Source organism: Telmatobacter bradus (assembly GCF_048629425.1).
Taxonomy (GTDB): Bacteria; Acidobacteriota; Terriglobia; order Terriglobales; family Acidobacteriaceae; genus Telmatobacter; species Telmatobacter bradus.
Genome location: NZ_CP184532.1, coordinates 657,977 through 675,363, shown reverse-complemented (window position 1 = coordinate 675,363; position 17,387 = coordinate 657,977). Strand labels below are relative to the sequence as shown.

At 58.9% G+C, this 17,387-nt stretch carries 8 protein-coding genes; 2 read left to right on the top strand and 6 right to left on the bottom strand.

Annotated features, from left to right (window positions below; translation table 11 throughout):
* Positions 1-26: 26 nt before the first annotated feature.
* From ACOBR2_RS02855 to ACOBR2_RS02845, 3 genes are all read right to left on the bottom strand, one after another.
* Positions 27-9,320 carry a hypothetical protein gene (locus ACOBR2_RS02855; RefSeq protein WP_420238562.1) on the bottom strand — a complete coding sequence of 3,098 codons (9,294 nt, stop codon included), beginning with the start codon at positions 9,318-9,320 and terminating at the stop codon, positions 27-29.
* Positions 9,321-9,485: 165 nt separating this feature from the next.
* Positions 9,486-9,881, bottom strand: coding sequence for a hypothetical protein (locus ACOBR2_RS02850; protein ID WP_420238561.1), 396 nt, complete (start codon positions 9,879-9,881; stop codon positions 9,486-9,488).
* 384 nt (positions 9,882-10,265) lie between these two features.
* Positions 10,266-10,892 (bottom strand): superoxide dismutase, encoded by a 627-nt coding sequence (locus tag ACOBR2_RS02845; protein WP_420238560.1) that lies wholly within the window; start codon positions 10,890-10,892, stop codon positions 10,266-10,268.
* Between the two features lie 415 nt (positions 10,893-11,307).
* On the opposite strand from ACOBR2_RS02845, the gene tkt reads away from it, so the two are divergent.
* Together tkt and rpiB are read left to right on the top strand one after the other, a co-directional pair.
* Complete coding sequence (tkt, locus tag ACOBR2_RS02840) at positions 11,308-13,308, top strand: transketolase (RefSeq protein WP_420238559.1); 2,001 nt, start codon at positions 11,308-11,310, stop codon at positions 13,306-13,308.
* Positions 13,309-13,422: 114 nt separating this feature from the next.
* Positions 13,423-13,881, top strand: coding sequence for a ribose 5-phosphate isomerase B (gene rpiB, locus ACOBR2_RS02835; RefSeq protein WP_420238558.1), 459 nt, complete (start codon positions 13,423-13,425; stop codon positions 13,879-13,881).
* A gap of 208 nt (positions 13,882-14,089) precedes the next feature.
* On the opposite strand, the gene ACOBR2_RS02830 is transcribed toward rpiB, so the two are convergent.
* The 3 genes from ACOBR2_RS02830 to ACOBR2_RS02820 all read right to left on the bottom strand — a co-directional run bounded on the left by ACOBR2_RS02830 (position 14,090) and on the right by ACOBR2_RS02820 (position 17,342).
* Positions 14,090-15,139, bottom strand: a complete 1,050-nt coding sequence (locus ACOBR2_RS02830) for a radical SAM protein (protein ID WP_420238557.1) — start codon at positions 15,137-15,139, stop codon at positions 14,090-14,092.
* Positions 15,140-15,225: 86 nt separating this feature from the next.
* Complete coding sequence (locus ACOBR2_RS02825; RefSeq protein ID WP_420238556.1) at positions 15,226-16,107, bottom strand: PDZ domain-containing protein; 882 nt, start codon at positions 16,105-16,107, stop codon at positions 15,226-15,228.
* A gap of 200 nt (positions 16,108-16,307) precedes the next feature.
* The gene (locus ACOBR2_RS02820) at positions 16,308-17,342 is read right to left on the bottom strand and encodes a HEAT repeat domain-containing protein (protein WP_420238555.1); all 1,035 of its coding nucleotides are present in this window, start codon (positions 17,340-17,342) and stop codon (positions 16,308-16,310) included.
* Positions 17,343-17,387 lie beyond the last annotated feature (45 nt).

Genomic DNA, 17,387 nt, shown 5'->3' with positions numbered 1-17,387 from the left:
GCTCTCCAGTCCGCATAACATCTGCTCTAATACCCCAGACAGTGGTACGTCACCGTATACGCCGTCGATGCTGTCGGTGCCGTTCCCACATTCAGCGTCCACACCGACGTCGTATAGCTGTACTGGTATGGAAGTTGCGTATACGGACTTGCCGTCAACGCCACATTCGCCGTGCAGTCCGGATAGTTTGTATGCGCAACTGCAGCCGTGATCGTCAGTAACGCTCCCGTTGCTGTGCTCGTGCCGGCCGTCAAACTCACGCTCCCGCTCAGCGCCGAACATACGTGGCTAGTCGCGCAGGCAATCGTCGGACTCGTTCCCGCTGCCGTTCCTGCAGCAAGAGTGGCCGCCACAGAAGATCCAACTCCACCATTGATCACCGCCGCCGACTGGCTTGTATTGCCAACCGTCGCCGTATTCGATCCAGCGCCAGTGACGCTATATCCGATCACGGTCTCGTTCGTATCTCCACTCGCTTTCGGGTAGGCATACGCACCCAAGAAAGTTGAGTTGTTCAGCGTGGTATAGCTGCTGGTGCCCGCCGCCACATCACCAATCGCCGTGTTATACGCGCCGGACGTCAGGTAGTGCAAAGCACCTGTACCAATCGCCGTATTACCCGAGTTGGAGCCTGTCAAAGATGCTGCCGCAAACGAGCCGAGCGCAACGTTCGCCCCCCCCGTCGTGTTTGCCCCCAACGCATAATAACCAACGCCTGTATTTTGCTGTCCGTTTGCATTTGCAGACAATGCGTAATACCCAACCCCCACATTCTGCACTCCTGCATTATTTGCGGCGCCCGCTGTTTGTCCCATCCACGTATTGCCCAGGCTCGCCAGCCCACTCCGTATCTGATTCGCGACCGCTCCCGTTGTATCATAGAAATTCGCAATCGCCAGACTCGCCCCCGACGCCTTCATCACACTCACCGAAACCACACCGGTGAACGTCGATGGCGTCAGTGTAAATGCCGTTGTACCCGTCGTATAAACATACGTGACAAACGTTCCCGCTGCCGCCTTCGCGCTGAATGCCGCCTGTCCACCCATCGTCACTGTTACTGAACCTGAGGTGTAGCTGCTGATCGTCAGAGCTATCCTGTACCCAGCCCCGCTCGTCACCGAAAGACTGCTTGTGAGCGTACCCGTTGCCGCTGTTCCGGTATAGCTGTCGTAGCTTCCGCTCCAGCCCGTGCCCGCCGTCATATTACTGCTGGTCGTCAGCTCACTCCCTAACGATGGTCCATCGTAAAAGGTGGATGGATTTGTGAACGACGCATTCTCCAGCGCCGCTGTACTCGACGCTGACAGTGTAGTAAACGATCCTGCCGCCGCTGTCGTCGCACCAATCGCAGGGGGTGCTGCCAGCGTGTTCGCCACAAAAGCATCCGTGGCTACATCCGTCGTCGTGTCCCCTGTACTCTGCGTCGTTGCCGTCGTGCCGCTTGCCAGCGCCTTCGACACACTATATGTTCCGCTCAACCATTGCCCCACTCCCGTAACCGAGGACTCATTCTGTCCTGTGCCCCCATACGCCGCACCCACAATTGTGCCGTTCCACACACCTGTCCCAATCGTGCCCAGTGTGGTGACGCTCGTACTACCCGTTCCAGAGAGTTGCGCATACGTCACCTGCGCGCAATTCGCCGCGCCCGACGCCGTCACGCCCGTCGTATAGTACCCGCTTGCGCATTGACTGGGAATCGCCGCCAGCGCCGTCGCCGTCGCCGCGTTGCCCGTCGTGCTGTTGCTCAACGTCGCGCTCGTCGCATCCACAAACTGCCCCACCGCATTCGTGCCCACCACGGTTGCACTGTCTGGCATGGAGCTTCCGTTCACATTCACCACTGTCGGATTTGGATAACTCCCGCTCAGATCTCCACTCGCCGTTCCGCTCGGCGCAGCCGTCACCGTGCAACTCGATCCCAGAGTGCAGCTCGTGCCATTCACCGTTGCAGACGCACTCAAAGATGCCTTGCTGCTCAGCCCCGTATCCACATACGCGGTCGTCGCCAGATTTGTCGAGTCATTCCCTTGCGTCTGTGTCGTTGCCGTCGTGCCATTCGGCAATGCGCCCGCCTGCACCTGCGCAGCACTTACCTGAGCACACACCGCATTTCCGCTGGCCGCAATCCCAGTCGCATACGTTCCCGTGGCACAACTCGCAGGCGTTGCCTCCAGCGCCGTCGCCGTCGCCGCATTGCCACTCGTGCTCGCGGCATTGTTCGGAATATCACCACTTACCAGCGTTGGCAATTGCGCATGCGGCAACGTCCCCGTCGTCAGATCCGATGCGCTCACCGTCACATTGCTGCTCAGCGCATGTCCGTTCACCGTTGTCGTATTGGCCACACCACCCAGACTCGAAAGCGTTGGAATCGGACCGCCATCGATGACCGTCGTGCCCGCTGCATTGCCCATCACAGCCAGATCGCCCACCGTCACTCCGCTGCCCGGTCCCGTCACTGGATTCGTCAACACCGCCTGTTTGTTCGCCAGATCGCTCGTCAGATTCGTCACCTGCGATTCGCTGATCGCAGGAAGATCCGCGCCCACCAGCGCCCGATAGCTCACTGCGCCCGAGATGCTTCCCGATGCCGGACCAGCCAGCACCGTATTTGGAGCCTCTATAACATCCGACCAGGAAACCAGCCCAGAAACTGTCGCCCATGCGCAGCCACTGCCCGTCGTCGCTAACACCTGTCCAGCGCTGCCATAACTCCCATTGCACAAATAGCCCACTGCCGCATCCAGTGCGCCATCCGTCCTCACCACCCCCGCCGCGCTGCGATAAAGATCCGTATCGCTTCCCCAGTACAACTTATGATTCGGATGCATCGCCAGGATTCCGCCTCCCGAGGGAATCCCCGGTGGAACAACCCCATGCAGAAGTTGCTGACGGATGCGCTCTATTTCATCCACACTCATTCCCGCCGACGCCGGAATGCGGATCAGGAATGGCATCCAGACCGATCCGGAGTCTCCATCGTCGAGCGCATTATTCAAAATCATGTTCACCGAATGGGATGTAGAAGTTCCTGCCGCCAGTTCCACCAGCATCACAACCGGATGCCACCAGAGTCCGGAAATCCGGCTCTCGAACGCCGACGGAGCCGCGCATTTTCCTGTCCCTAGCGAACAACCTACATTCGACTGGATCCCCGCAAATGTGTCACTCGATCCATACGTCCAGAGCTGAAACGACGCATCTCCCCGCAACCATGCGCCTGCAATAAAATAATCCCCAGCGCTGGTCCTTCCCGTGTAACCACCCACACCCGTCACATTCGTATAACCATTGCTTCCTGGCGTAATCGTCGCTGCCGTACTCGTTCCATCCGGCGCCAAAACTCCCGTCGTAATCGAGCACGATGTCCCCGAGCAGCTCCACGACGATGGGCTCGTCGTCAATGCCACCGTGCCCACGGTTGGCATAAGACTCGGCCCCATGCCAGCGCCAATTCCATCCAGTTCTTCCACGCGCAGATTGCCATCATCCAGTGTCCCCACTGGAACGCCTCGTCCATCCGGAAGGACCACATTGCCATTGACGCCATTCACCATAATGCGACCACTGTAATACTTGTTCGCGATCACATTGCTCAAATCCGCCGACATATCCCGCATTTCCAGAACGCTTAAAGACGATCCGTTCGTCACCGCATCCGTATAACCAACATACGAGTTCGGATAATTCCAGAAGTTGTCCTGCAGAAACACATTGTCGAACACTATCGGCTGACCCACTGCCTCATAACGCGGATCAATCATCATCGCCGATGCAACCGGTTGCTCAAACACCGTATTCGAAAGGGTCGGCCCACCCATCCCTACAACCAAACCATTCGAGTCCATCTTGATGCCGCCACCAATTGTCGTCAGCCCGCTGATCGCCCCCAACCCGCATCCCTCATCCCCACCACTGTTCACGTCCGATCCCATATCCGAGCAGCGCAGACCATACGGGTAACTCGTCGTTCCACAACTCGACCCGCAGCCATGCACAAACGCAGGCAGAAGCGAAGAATCACTGATCGTGTACCACCATGAGCTATCCAGTTCCAGCGGCATCGATGCAGGATACTGCTCCGCCGTAAAACCAACATTGGTCAGATTGAACATGGCAATATGTTGCGCCCAAAAAGCCGCTCCATAATTCCCCACCACCGTCAGATTTTTATAGTCATGATGACCATACGTCGATCCCGGCGGGGCTATCGCCACCATTCCCCACTTTGCATTTGCAGCATGGTCATGCAGAAAATATGCCGTCGCTGTTGACCCGCTCACCGCCGTGATGCGTACCGTTTCAAATGTATCTTCGTTGAACCCTGTCACCGTACCACCGCTGCTTGTCCCATTCGAGCCCGTCTGCGTCCAGGTCAATGTCAGCGCCGGATAATCGGCAATCGTCACCATCGGCGTCGCATCAAAGCTCGAATCGCTCACTCCCGCCACCGTCACGGTCGATCCCGCCGGAATCCGGCACGAGGAACTCAATGTCGCCGTCACACTACCCGACACTCTCTTGATCGAACTGATCGTGCAACTCGTGGTATCCGCAATCGTGATCGCGGAATTCACCGGCATATTCGAAATGCTTCCACTGCTGAAGCTCGGCGTAAATGTACTAGAAGCTTGAATCGAGGTAATCGCCGTCCCCAGCGTTCCGTATGCCGCCGGCGCTGTAATCTGCGCCGATGCGCCCTTCCCCTCGAACTGTATCGTCGCGCCGCCGCCCTCGCCCTCCAGCGTGATGTAGTCAGGAAGGACCAGCGTGCTACCCAGAATCAGTTTCCCTTGCAGCACAATCTTCATCACGCCATAGCCCGTGTCCGTCAATGAAGATGCGTTCTTCAGAGAACATCCCGCTCCCGCGCAGGGCAGAAACACCGTGCAGCTCTGGCCTCCTGTCGCGGCCGTACTCGGGCAGGCGCTCATCGCACTCTGCAACGCGCTCGTTATGTCCGTCGTTCCATCGATGACGGCTCCATAGGCGCGAATATCCGCCGCCGGTGAATTCGTCGTAATCGTCATGGGCAACGTAAGCGCACTTGCCATGCTTTGCGCTGTCGTCAGCGTCGAAGACACTCCGTTCAGATTCTCGAGCCCCGCCGCCGCAGTCGCCGCGCCCGTGCCTCCCGCCGTCAGCGGCACGGTCGTCTCTCCGCCAATCGACGTGCCATTCCCGGTGTAATAGGCAATCTGACTGGTCGCGCCCGAACTCACCGTCGTGCCTGTCGTCGTGTTGCTGCCGCATCCCGAACCAGTATTGGTAATGTAACCCGAGCTATCTACCTGCAGGCAGTTATGTCCGCTGCTTGCAGACAACCCCGGAAACTTGATTGCTGCCGTACCCGCAAAGCTCGCATACAACGAACTGCTGCTGCCGCCATACACATTGAACGTTGTACCCGATCCGCTCTCGTAGTTCACACGCACCGCGCCCGAAGAGTTCGACGCATTCACGTACGTGTCGCCCGAGTTCGTGCTCTGATACGCCTTGAAGCTGTCCAGCCCGCCAATCGCCGAGTTCAGTGCCCAGTTATTCGACGTATCCTTCACCATGTACCACTGGCTCGTGCCCGTGTAGTCCTTGTAAATAAAAGACTCTTTCTGGCTCGCCGTCGATCCAGCCCACAGCGTCATATCAATCTCGCTGTTCGCACTATTACGCACCGAGGGCGTACCCACAAATGTCGATGTGCTTCCCACATTCAACGTTCCATCAAAGGTCGCATTGCCCGACGCATCCACCATCGCCACGGTCGATTCGCCCGTGCCTCCCGAACCAAAGATCACACCCCCCGTTCCCGCATTCGTCGAACCATTCAGCACCACCGCACCCGTACCCGCGGAATTGATCACCGTCTGATTGTTCGTACTCGACGACCCGCTGTTGTATTGCCCAATCGACAGCCGGTACACGCTGTTCAGCTCATCCAGAACCTGATAAAACTGCTCCCCTGCCGTCGCATCGCTCAGCCCCATCGTCCAACGGTACCCATAGTCCGTCTGGTAGCGATCCAGCAACCCGCGTTCATTCCCCGCGCCAATTCCCAGCCGATAATGATTTGTCACCGTCGCATCCTGCTGGCTTCCGTACCAGTCGCCATTCATCCCGTTAAAGCTGCGATGGAATGTATCCAGAAAGCTGTTGCGCGTGCCGTTGTCGGTCAGCGCACCCGTGAACATCGTGCCGCCCGTCATCCAGTTGTTGTACTTGCTGCCGGAATCCGCCACCACCTGCGCCGTCGAGTTCTCGTTCCGCAATCCAACAATCGTATTATTCTGTGCATTCGCGCCCAGATGCAGCGCTGTCGCGCATCCTTCCACATCGCCGCCCGTGAACGTGTTTCCGTCACCCTGCTGCAGATTGATGCCGTACGTCCCACTGATCGGGCTTCCACTGCTCGTCGGGCAATCAATGTGCAGCCGCACAAACGTACTCGCATTCATCCAGTCCGTCGTAGCTGCATTCGTTGCCTGATGCCCGATTGCATTCACTGCCATCAGGAATCCGTTGAACGCTACGTCGTAGTACGTTCCTCCCGTATAGTTCCCTGTTCCATCCAGAGTCATGCCCGTCTGCGTGGAATTCCCCAGGAAATACAAGCTCTCCAGATTCATCTCTTGCGTGCGATACGCAATCAGGCCTACCGTTGAACTGCTCGACGATCCCGTCGTATTAATCACCACGTCATCCACGTGGAATCCCAACGTGTCCGCTGCATATGTTGAATCGCCCACCTGCACAGCGGCTGCGCTTCCCGTATAAGCAAGAACCGTTCCGCCGAGCGTACCGCTTGACGTCGTTCCGCCACGCAGCGTGCAGCCACGCAGTGTCACATTCCGCACGCCTGCCGGCACAATCACCGCATACGCTGTAGTAATCGTTGCGCATGGCAGCAAAATCGTCGTATTGTTTGTCGAAATCGTAAGGTTAGACGACATGCTCTGCGCGCCCGTAAAATTCCGCGCATCGCAGATCCCGCCATAACTCGCATTCACCGCACTCACACAGGCCTGCAGCTTTGCGCCCAGGTCACTGCCCGGCATCTGATCCACCTGGAACGCGCTGCCCGTCTGCTTCGTTCCCTGCAGTGCGGCATACGTTCCTCCGCCCGGCAAATTTCCGCCCCCGCCGCCCGCAAGCTGCGTGCCACTTGCCTGCGAGTTCGTTGCCGTCCACACTGTATAGCCGCCTGTTCCATCCTGCAGATTCCCCGCCAGCAGACTGATATTCGCGCCACCTATCAGGTTCACCGGCGCGTCCGTATCCCACGTGCCCGCCACATGGATGCTCGCGGTCGTCGTCGAAGAGCATCCATAGCCGCCCGATGTTACCGTCACCGCACCAATCGATCCATTGCCGTTCACCGTCGCCGTGGCTGCAGCCGTGCAACTTCCACTGAAGGCCAGCGGCACCGTTGTGCCATAGGGATCAAACCCTAAACCTAGCTCCGACCCCACCGCCACAGCCGTCACTGCGCCGCCTGACGCCGTCACCGTAAGCTTCGGCTGCACCGCTGTCCACACTGGCTGCACACGCGCATTCCGCACCGTCCAGCCCTTTTGCGCGCTCGTCAAATCCAGCACCAAACCCGTCGGAGGCTCCGCTGTTGCTGCCGAATTCTCCGCCGACGCCACCAGATGATCCAGCACGTTGTTCGATCCAGCAGCCGCCACAAATCCATGCGCCGCTTGAATCGTCACATCCTGCCAGCGGTTCCCATCCGCATTCAGGCCAGCTGGTGTACTCGTCAGCGCTGGCATCGCAATACCCGTATTCACTCCGCGAATATCAAGACTGCGAAACAAACTCCACTTCGGCCACTGCGCCAGATACAAGCCGCATGTATGCGTCGAACGCGCACCTGAATAACTCGCCGCCAGCGGATCGGTTCCCGTCGTCGCAATCTCCACATTCTCGATCTCTGCAACATTCAGTCCATTGCCGCCCGCGCCCGTCGATGCGGGCATGGCTATTGCGCAATTGCCCACATACCAGCCCGCCCCCGTGCCTGCCGTCGAAGTAAACCCGCTGCCTCCCGATGAAAAAATCGAATTGTTTTCTATCGCGCGACTTACCGCGCAACTACCCGCGCTTGCCCGGCCCGCTGCCGCGGCACACGACACATCCTCGCTCTGATTCACATAAATCGTCAGATCGCGCAAATGCGTAAAACTTAGAATGCTCGTGCTGTCTGTCGGCGACACCAGAACGTCCTGCCCTGGAAACCCCTTCAGCGCTGAAACCTGCTTGCCCAGGCCGCTCATCGACTCACCCCGCCACGTCAGCGCCTGTGTCTTGCAGGTCCCCGCGGGCAGCGTCAGCGCCACGCCATTTGCATGCGCATAATTCAGTGCGCTCTGTAGTGCGCTCGTGTCGTCCGTCGCCCCATCGCATACCGCGCCAAACTCTTTCACGCTGCGCGCATACTGCTGCGCTACCGTTGAACGCTTGTCGTCTACATACACACCATTCGCATTCGTGAACGTATCCGTTCCCGTATAGTTCGGCGGAATCAGCATCGACCCCGTCGTTCCCGCTGCCGTCATCGCCAACTGCAGCGTTGTCTGCGCGCTCACGCTCGTTGGCGTCTTCACGCCATTCACCGATGGTGAAGTCAGCGCTCCCGTCATGTTTCCACCAGCCAGCGCTACAGCCTTCGCAAATGTCGTATCTACGTAGTGCTTATCCGAGGCCTCCATCGGCTCGGCAGGATCCTCACTCAGATAGAGCGGCCCCACCAGCGTTCCACCCGTCAGCTTCAGATAACTTCCTCCCATTTCCTCGATCGCTTGATCCACATAGGCCTTCGTCACGGCCTCTGCGGCCTGCGCTGCCGGCATCACCAACGTTTGCACTGTGCTGATCGCCGCTTCCGCAGCCTCGGGAACCACCCAGTACTCCGTATTCGACGAACCATCGCTCATCAAATACACCACCGTATAAAACAGCCCGGCCGGTGAAGCCCCCAAGTTCGGTGCCAGATTCACGCTCACAAATCCATCCGAGCCAATCGTCACCGTCGTCGATCCCGCCGCAACCGCATAGCCATCCTCGGTTGTAAACGCCGGCCAGCTCACGTAAAGCGTGCCCGATCCCACCGCCCCATTGGCCAGATAGACCGTGCCCTGCACTGTCGTCGTCGTCACCGCCGCCAGCGCCGCGCGCCCGGCCATCATCGTCAGAAGAATCATCAGCACTGCCATCTTCACCAGCCAGTTCTTCACCAGCTTTGGCGATGCAGTCCCGTTCTGCCGCTTCTCTCCCTTGTTGCCGTCGCGCATAACCGCTTCCTCCGTGAGCCTCATTGCTCTTCTTCTCTCTGGCGCTCGCCCTGCCCGCACTTCGCGCCGCTCCAAACCTTTTGCCAATCTCTCTGTATTCGCCCAACAAAATGGGTCTTCAGGCATGGACGCGTGCTCCGCCAATCCCTGAAGACCCTCTGTTTTTGCCTGCAATGTATCTTTCTGCTTTTATGTTTCTAACTTCCCATCATCCTCGGCAGTCCTGCTCTTGGCCTTCTCGGCTGCCCATTCCCGTTCGGCTACTAATTTGAGCGCCAAACTCTTCTTCTTCGCCGAAAGTGTCTTGCCTAGACCGGCCTGTTTCGCCAGTGCCAGCAGCAGTTTTGTACTCGGCACATCGCCCTCTGCTGATTTCTGTCTTAGCTTTTCTGCAATCTTCTCGCCGTTCTCAATCAGTTCCTTGCCCACCGCCTTGCGCAACGCATCGATTCCATAGGTCACGGCATCCTGTACTGCTTTCTCTTCCTGCTGCCGTTTTCTTGCGCTTGGCTTTTTTATTTTTCTTTCTGCCGCCGGATTCGTTTCTGCTTCCGCCTGTTTCTGCTTTCCATTTATCTCGGCCATCTTTTCGCCATTCCCAGCCATCGCCCCGCGACTCTGCTCTTATACTGCCGGGATCCACTCGGAAATCTCTCTTAAGCCGACTCTTGGCCCAAAGATCTCATGCGCGCTACACCCATTCCGAAAATGCTGTACCCGTTCGCTCGCTTCTTCCTGCCTTTGCAAATCTGCGGGGATGGTCTGAAAAGAAATAGGGAAGGCAGATGCGCCTTCCCTTTTCATTCCACTTCGTTCTGAATGTTCTCAGCTTAGCTCACTGGCAAAATATCATCTGCAAACCTTGCCTTCCGTTTCCCCGATCCAACAAAAAACGGCGAAGGCAGCTTCCTGCCCTCGCCGTTTTCCCTGAAGATTCAACCGTCCCAAAGAACAGAAAACTGCTCTCTGCTACTTTCCCTTGGCAATCTCGAAGCGGCGATTCACCTCAGCCCAGTTCACCACATTCCACCATGCGGCCAGATAATCGGCGCGGCGGTTCTGGTACTTCAGGTAGTACGCATGCTCCCAAATGTCGTTCAGAAGAATCGGGTACAGCCCCTGCGACCAGGGGGAATCCTGATTGGGCGTCGTCACAATCTTCAGCTTGCCACCTTCAAACACCAGCCAGCCCCAGCCCGAACCGAACTGCTTGGCCGTCGTCTCGTTGAAGGTCTTCTTGAACGTCTCAAAGTCGCCAAAATCGGCTGTAATCTGGCTGGCAATTGCGCCCGTCGGCGCGCCGCCAACACCCGGGGTGTTCACTGCACCCATGATGGCCCAGAAAATCGAGTGGTTCGCGTGACCACCGCCGTTGTTGCGCACAGCTCCGCGCACGGCCTCCGGCAGCTCGGCCAGGGTGCGGATCAGCTCATCCACCGGCTTGGCCGCCAGCTCCGGATGGCTCGCCAAAGCCGCATTCAGATTGTTCACATAGGTCTGATGATGCTTGTCGTGGTGCAAATGCATCGTCTCGGCATCAATGAAAGGTTCCAGGGCCGAGTAGTCGTAGGGAAGCGGTGCAAGTTCGTATGCCATAATTGGGGAATTTCCTCCGTTCAAGTGAACTGACTGTGTAAGAAATCGCCCTTGGGCGACGCGGATGCTCAATCTCTGGCCGCCATCACCGCCAACTCTTCCTTCGCGGTAATCCGGCTACTGTCAATGGATGCACCAACTCCGGTTCAGGTGCGGAAACTTTTCGACAAAAATAAGAATATTCACAAAAAATCGCCCCCCAAGCACCCCTGCAAACATTCAAGAGAGCACAGACCTGCCATAATTCCGAGATCGTGCCCCTTGCAGAAGTACAGCCCAAACCCGCTATGCTTCGGTACAATGTTGATGCGCGGTGAATCAAGTTCCCTCACAGGGAGGAAACCCGATGCCGCATGGTTTATCACTGGCCTCAGACGCCACGCCTCACAGAGGAAAGGAACAGCAGTAAAACGCTATGACCTCCAGTAAAGCGGATCAGACTCTCGACAATCTTTCCATCGACACGTTGCGACTGTTAGCCGTCGATACGGTAGAAAAAGCCAAGAGCGGCCACCCCGGCGCCCCCATGGGATGCGCGCCGATCGCCTACCTGCTTTATCGCAAGCAGATGAAGCACAATCCGGCAAACTCCAAATGGGCCGACCGCGACCGCTTCATTCTCTCCAATGGTCACGCCTCCACGCTGCTCTATTGTTCGCTCTTCCTCAGCGGCTATAAGCTCTCGCTCGATGATCTGAAGAGCTTCCGCCAGCTGGGTTCGATCACCCCCGGCCACCCCGAGTTCGGCCACACCGATGGCGTTGAAGTCACCACCGGCCCCCTCGGTCAGGGCTTCGCCATGGGTGTCGGCATGGCCATGGCAGAGCGCCATCTGGGTGCCACCTACAACCGCCCCGGATTTGACGTCGTTGACCACCATACCTACGTCCTCTGCGGCGATGGCGATCTGATGGAAGGCCTGAGCCACGAAGCCGCTTCCCTCGCCGGAACCCTCGGCCTCGGCAAGCTCGTCGTCTTCTATGACGACAACCTTATCTCCCTCGACGGCCCCACCGAGCTCAGCTTCACCGAGAACGTCTACAAGCGCTTCGAAGCCTACAACTGGCACGTCCAGAAGGTAGCCGACGGCAACGATCTCGACGCTATCTCCGCCGCCATCGAAGAAGCCAAGTCCGAAACCGGTCGCCCCTCGCTCATCGGCGTTCGCACCGTCATCGGCTACGGCAGCCCCAAGGCTGGCAGCAACAAGTCCCACGGTGAGCCCCTCGGTGCCGAGTGCGTTGCCGCCACCAAGAAGTTCCTCGGCTTCCCTGAAGACCAAAGCTTCATTCTGCCCGAAGCGGCTTTGGCCAACTGGCGCGCCTGCGATAAATCGGGTGCTACCTCTGAAGCAGCCTGGAAGACCCTCTTTGCCGCCTACGCCAAGCAGTTCCCTGAACTGGCTGCCGAATTCGAGCGCACCCAGAAGGGCGAACTCAAGGCTGGCTGGGAGAAGTCTCTGCCCAGCTATCCCGCCGGTTCCAAGGCCAACGCCACCCGTTCGGCCGGTGGCGAAGTCATGAATGCCATCGCTGGCGTCGTGCCTGAGCTCTTCGGCGGCGCGGCGGACCTCACTGCCTCCACCAAGACAATCTTCAAGCCGGGCGAGAACTTCCACGCCAATCCCGCTGGCCGCAACGTCTTCTTCGGCGTCCGTGAGCTGGCCATGTGCGCTGCCGTCAACGGTATGGCGGCCCACGGCGGCCTCATCCCCTTCGGCTCCACCTTCTTCGTCTTCTCCGACTACGCCAAGCCTGCTCTCCGCCTGGCGGCCCTCATGGGCGTGCACTCGCTCTTCATCTTCACGCACGATTCCATCGGCGTAGGCGAAGACGGTCCCACCCACGAGCCCGTTGAGCACCTGCTGGCCCTGCGCGCTCTGCCCGTCCTCATCGACTTCCACCCCGCCGATGCCAACGAGACGGCTGCCGCCTGGCGTATCGCGCTTGAGACCAAGAAGCCCAGCTTCATGGCCCTCAGCCGCCAGAACCTGCCCATCCTCGATCCCGCCACGCTCGACATCTACGGCGGCGTCTCCAAGGGTGCATACATCGTTGAGGATGAAGCCAATCCGCAGATCGTCCTGATCGGCTCCGGCTCCGAGCTCTGGCCCGTCGTTGAAGCCAAAAAGCTGCTTGCCGCCGAGGGCATTCGTGCCCGCGTCGTCAGCTTCCCCAGCACCAAGCTCTTCGACAAGCAGTCCGCTGAGTACAAGGCCAGCGTCCTGCCTGCCGGTGTGCCCAAGCTGGCCGTTGAAGCCGCTTCCAGCCTTGGCTGGTACAAGTACGTGGGCTCGGAAGGCACCGTTATCGGTCTTGACCGCTTCGGCCTCTCCGCTCCCGGTCCCGTGGCCATGAAGGAACTCGGCTTCAGCCCCGAGAACATCGCCGCCACCGCCAAGAAGCTGCTTAAGTAAAACAGCTCTCAGCTCCTAGCTTTTAGCCTCTAGCTCGGCCCTGGTTAGCCAGTGGTTCTCTTTGCGGGCAAGAAAAAAGCTAGGAGCTGGAAGCTAGAAGCTAGGAGCTGCATTTTGAAACTCGTCATCGCTGCCGATCATGCTGGATTTCCGCTGAAGGAAGAGGTCCGCGCCCACCTCACCAAAGCTGGCCATGAAGTGATCGACCTCGGCGCATACAACACCGACCCCTCCGACTACCCCGATTTTGCTGAAAAGGTTGGCGTGGCCATCCGTAATGGCGAAGCCCCGCGCGGCATCGTCCTCTGCGGCTCCGGCGTGGGCGTCAGCGTAGCCGCCAATAAAATCCCCGGCATTCGGGCCGGACTCTGCCACGACACCTACTCCGCCCACCAGGGCGTTGAGCACGACGACATGAACGTCCTCGTCCTGGGTGCCCGCATCATCGGTTCCGCCCTCGCTTTTGAGGTCGTCGATTCCTTCGTCGGTGCCAAGTTCAGCGCCACCGAAGAACGCTTCGTCCGCCGCTTCAACAAGCTCATGGCCATCGAAGAGCGCTACACCGGCAAATAATCCGCAGCAAAACTGCAAAAGCGCCGGACAGCTCACCTGTCCGGCGCTTTTCTTTGCGAGCGATTGAACGCCCACAATTCTGGGTGCCCCAGATCCCTATTTTGGGATCTGGAAACGAAAGGAGGAAGCCGAGGCCTTCAGGCCCGGAATCCCCCGCAAAAACAAGAAGCCCCCCGATCTTCCGACCGGGGGGCTTCTTCAAAAGCAACTACTTCTGCGGCGTTCCGTCCAACTGCACCAGCGTCTCGCCCGCCGTCGTGTGAATCCCCGGCGAAATCATGCGTGTCTGCGGCGCACGCCAGTGGTCGATGTAGCTGATCCGGTGCACACAGCCGATCGTACAGTTTGGCGAGCAGTCCTTGCCCGTCAAAAACTCCCGCTTCACATCCTCGCGTGTATACTCGCCCAGCGGAACCCCAGGAAAACCGCGCTGCTGACTGCAGTAGTGCACCAAACCGTCCTCGCACACATAGATGTAGCGCGAACCGGCCCGGCAGCGCCACTTGTTCGGGCGGCCTTCCACAATGGCCTCCTGAAACTGGTCGAACTGCGCATAGTTCGTCTTCTTCCGGTTGGTCATCTGGTGATAAATCTCGGCTTCCGCCGGTGCCAGCGGCTTCAACTGCCCGCTGCCATCGTGAATAATGCCGATCGTCGACTCAAAGCCCAGTTCCAGCGCCCGCTTGCCCACCACCAGCGCATCGTGCGGGTCGCTGATGCCGCCGCCCACCACTGAGTTGATGCTCACGTGGAACTCGGCGTAGTCAGCCAACATCTGCAGCTTCTTGTCCAGAACCTTCAAGCTCTTCTTCGACACTGCATCCGGCTCAAGATTGTCAATCGAGATCTGCATATGATCCAGCCCGGACCGGTTCAGCCGCTCAATCCGCTCCGGCATCAGCAGATAGCCGTTCGTGATCATACCGGCAATCATGCCATGCTTGCGGATCCGCCGGATAATCTCGTCCAGATCCGGGTGCGTCAGCGGTTCGCCGCCGCTGATGCCCACCATCGCCGTGCCCAAACGGGCCAAATGGTCGATGCGCCTCAGCATCTCCTCCAGCGGAACCGGCGGAGAGACCTTGTCGAACTCATTGCAGTATTCGCAACTCAGGTTGCAAAAGCGCGCCGGCACAATCTGGGCGAGCACGGGGTGACCTGTATGGATCAGCGCCCGGCCAACCATCGCCAGCTCTCGAACTTTTCGGCTCACTTGCTTCCAGCGGCCACGCAGGGTAGATCTACGGGGAATTGCCATCAGTTCCTATTCAATCACAGCCCGCCATACACATGCCAAACCAGCAGAAAATCCCCGCAAAATTACCACGAGAAGCTGGAAGCTGACTAATGGTGCCGTGAATCCGCCTGCAAGCTGATCTTCTGCTGCTTCCTGTCGCGCAAAATCGTCACCTGAATCGTCTTGCCCTGATTCGCGCGCAGCGCCCGGTCCCAGTTCGACAGGTTCGAAATCGGCTCCGTGCCCACCTTCAGAATCACGTCAAAGGCCTTCAGTCCGGCGGCTGCGGCGGCGCTTTTGCCTGCCACCTGCTTCACCATCAGCCCCTTGTCCACGCCCAGGTACTCGGCCATCTGTGAGGTCAGCGGTTCCACCAGCACGCCAACGTTCAGGCTGCCGCCCAAAAACGGCAGATGAAAGCCGCCCAAAAACGAGAAATCGCCCTTGTTCTCCGACGCATTCATCGCTGGAGCACCCGAGTCACTGTCGTCGATCTTGTTCCACACATCGTGCTCGACCGTCTTGCGATCGGCCAGTTCCACGGCAATCGTCGACGTATTTCCATCCCGGCTGATCAGCAGGCTGATCTTTCGTCCCGCCGGCACATCGCGCAGCACCCGGCGCAGTTCCTCGGCATTCTGCACGGCGGTGCCGTTGATCTCCAGCACCACGTCGTTCACCTTCAGACCGATCTGACCCGCCGGCGCATCGTGGTCAATCAACGTGATCACGGCGCCATGCGTATCCTTCAACCGCAAAGCCAGCGCCCGCTGCGCATCCACATCGGCCAGCTCAACACCCAAATAGCCCGGCGAAACCGCCCCTATGGCTGCCAGTGCTGGCTGTGGCTCTTCCAAAAGAACAGCCGCCCGCGCATGCGCTGGTAAGCTGGCTGCTACCGCTCCAACCATCAGCAACAATGCCAGGGAACGGCTTCTCGCTTCGCGCCGCGCCTGCCCCCATTGCGGCGGCCTCAAAAAGTGCTTCATCTTTCCTTCTCCGCTATAGCAAAATCCGGAATGCTGTCCCCTGAAGCCGCAGGCCCACAGTTGCCGTGACCAACAGGGAACGGCAACCTTGCACGAATTCGCTGGGGCTACCTTTCTGATTTTGCTCTGAGACCACCCCTGCCCCGCGCTCTTCTTTTCCGGCGCGTTCACCTGCGGATGCAGCCTCTTCCAAGCTTTTCTTACTGCACTTCCGGCGCATGGCTCAGCACCTGCCGTGAAACCATCCGGATCTGCGGACTCGCATCCGAGGTCGAAATTGTGTACAGCACCTGCCGCACACTCGTATCCGCATCCACCGGCTCCAGAGCATTGATCGAAACCGTACGCACGCCCGGGTCGCTATCGTTCAAAAGCGTCTCCAGCACGGCATTGCGCACGCGAACGTCCTCCGCCACAAACGGCTCCAGACCCTCCAGCGCCTTTTCCCGCACCTCAGGGTTCTGGTCGTAGCGCAGCGCCACCATCAGCGCCTCCAGCATGCCTTCCTGATTGCAGCCATGGTCTGAGCGGCAAGCCGTCGCCATCAGGTCAACCGAGTTGTTGCGCACGCCCTCCGAGGGGGCCTGTTCGCTGGCCATCATCAACAACTGCCGGATCGCCGGATCGTTCAGTGAGCCCTTCACCCGCTGCGGAACCAGCTCATTAAAGCGCACCTCAACCTGATTGCTGCCCGGCTGGCGCACAATCTCCGAGATCTCCGCCACCGTGCTCGGTCCTTCCGCCTGCGGCTGTGCTGTTTGCTTCAGCGCTGCCGGAATCACCTTACCTGTGGCTGGAAGCGCTGCGGCCGGAGCAATCACGGGCTCTGCCGTCAGGCTCGCCACCTTGGCGGAAGCATGCACCAGCGCCAGCTTGTAGCCGCCTACGCTGCCTGCCGCCAGTCCTGCCAGCAACAGCAGACTGGCCGCTACCGGGGCCGACTGCAGACTCGCCAAGCTCACGCGCATCCGCGTGCCCATCTGCTGCCACCAGCGACGCGGCGGCAATGTATCCAGCGCCTCGTCCAGTCGCAGCCGCGAGCGCGCCACCAGGTTGGCGCTCGGCTCTTCCACCGGCAATGCCGCCGAAAGCAGTTTAAGCGCCTCTATCTGTTCGCGCTCCTGCAGGCACTCCGCACAGCCCCGCAAGTGGACTTCCAACTCATGCACCTGCGCATCGGGCAACTCCGCGTAGGCCGCCATCACGATTCGTTCATGGGCAACTTCGCAATTCATTTCGGTACGTCCTTTTGCCTCAAACACAACAATTCAGTTCAATAT

Excerpts from the sequence above, each read along its gene's own strand:
- ACOBR2_RS02855 (WP_420238562.1), bottom strand. The coding sequence starts at position 9,320 with ATGAGGCTCACGGAGGAAGCGGTTATGCGCGACGGCAACAAGGGAGAG.
- ACOBR2_RS02850 (WP_420238561.1), bottom strand. The coding sequence starts at position 9,881 with ATGGCCGAGATAAATGGAAAGCAGAAACAGGCGGAAGCAGAAACGAAT.
- ACOBR2_RS02845 (WP_420238560.1), bottom strand. The coding sequence starts at position 10,892 with ATGGCATACGAACTTGCACCGCTTCCCTACGACTACTCGGCCCTGGAA.
- tkt (WP_420238559.1), top strand. The coding sequence starts at position 11,308 with ATGACCTCCAGTAAAGCGGATCAGACTCTCGACAATCTTTCCATCGAC.
- ACOBR2_RS02830 (WP_420238557.1), bottom strand. The coding sequence starts at position 15,139 with ATGGCAATTCCCCGTAGATCTACCCTGCGTGGCCGCTGGAAGCAAGTG.
- ACOBR2_RS02825 (WP_420238556.1), bottom strand. The coding sequence starts at position 16,107 with ATGAAGCACTTTTTGAGGCCGCCGCAATGGGGGCAGGCGCGGCGCGAA.
- ACOBR2_RS02820 (WP_420238555.1), bottom strand. The coding sequence starts at position 17,342 with ATGAATTGCGAAGTTGCCCATGAACGAATCGTGATGGCGGCCTACGCG.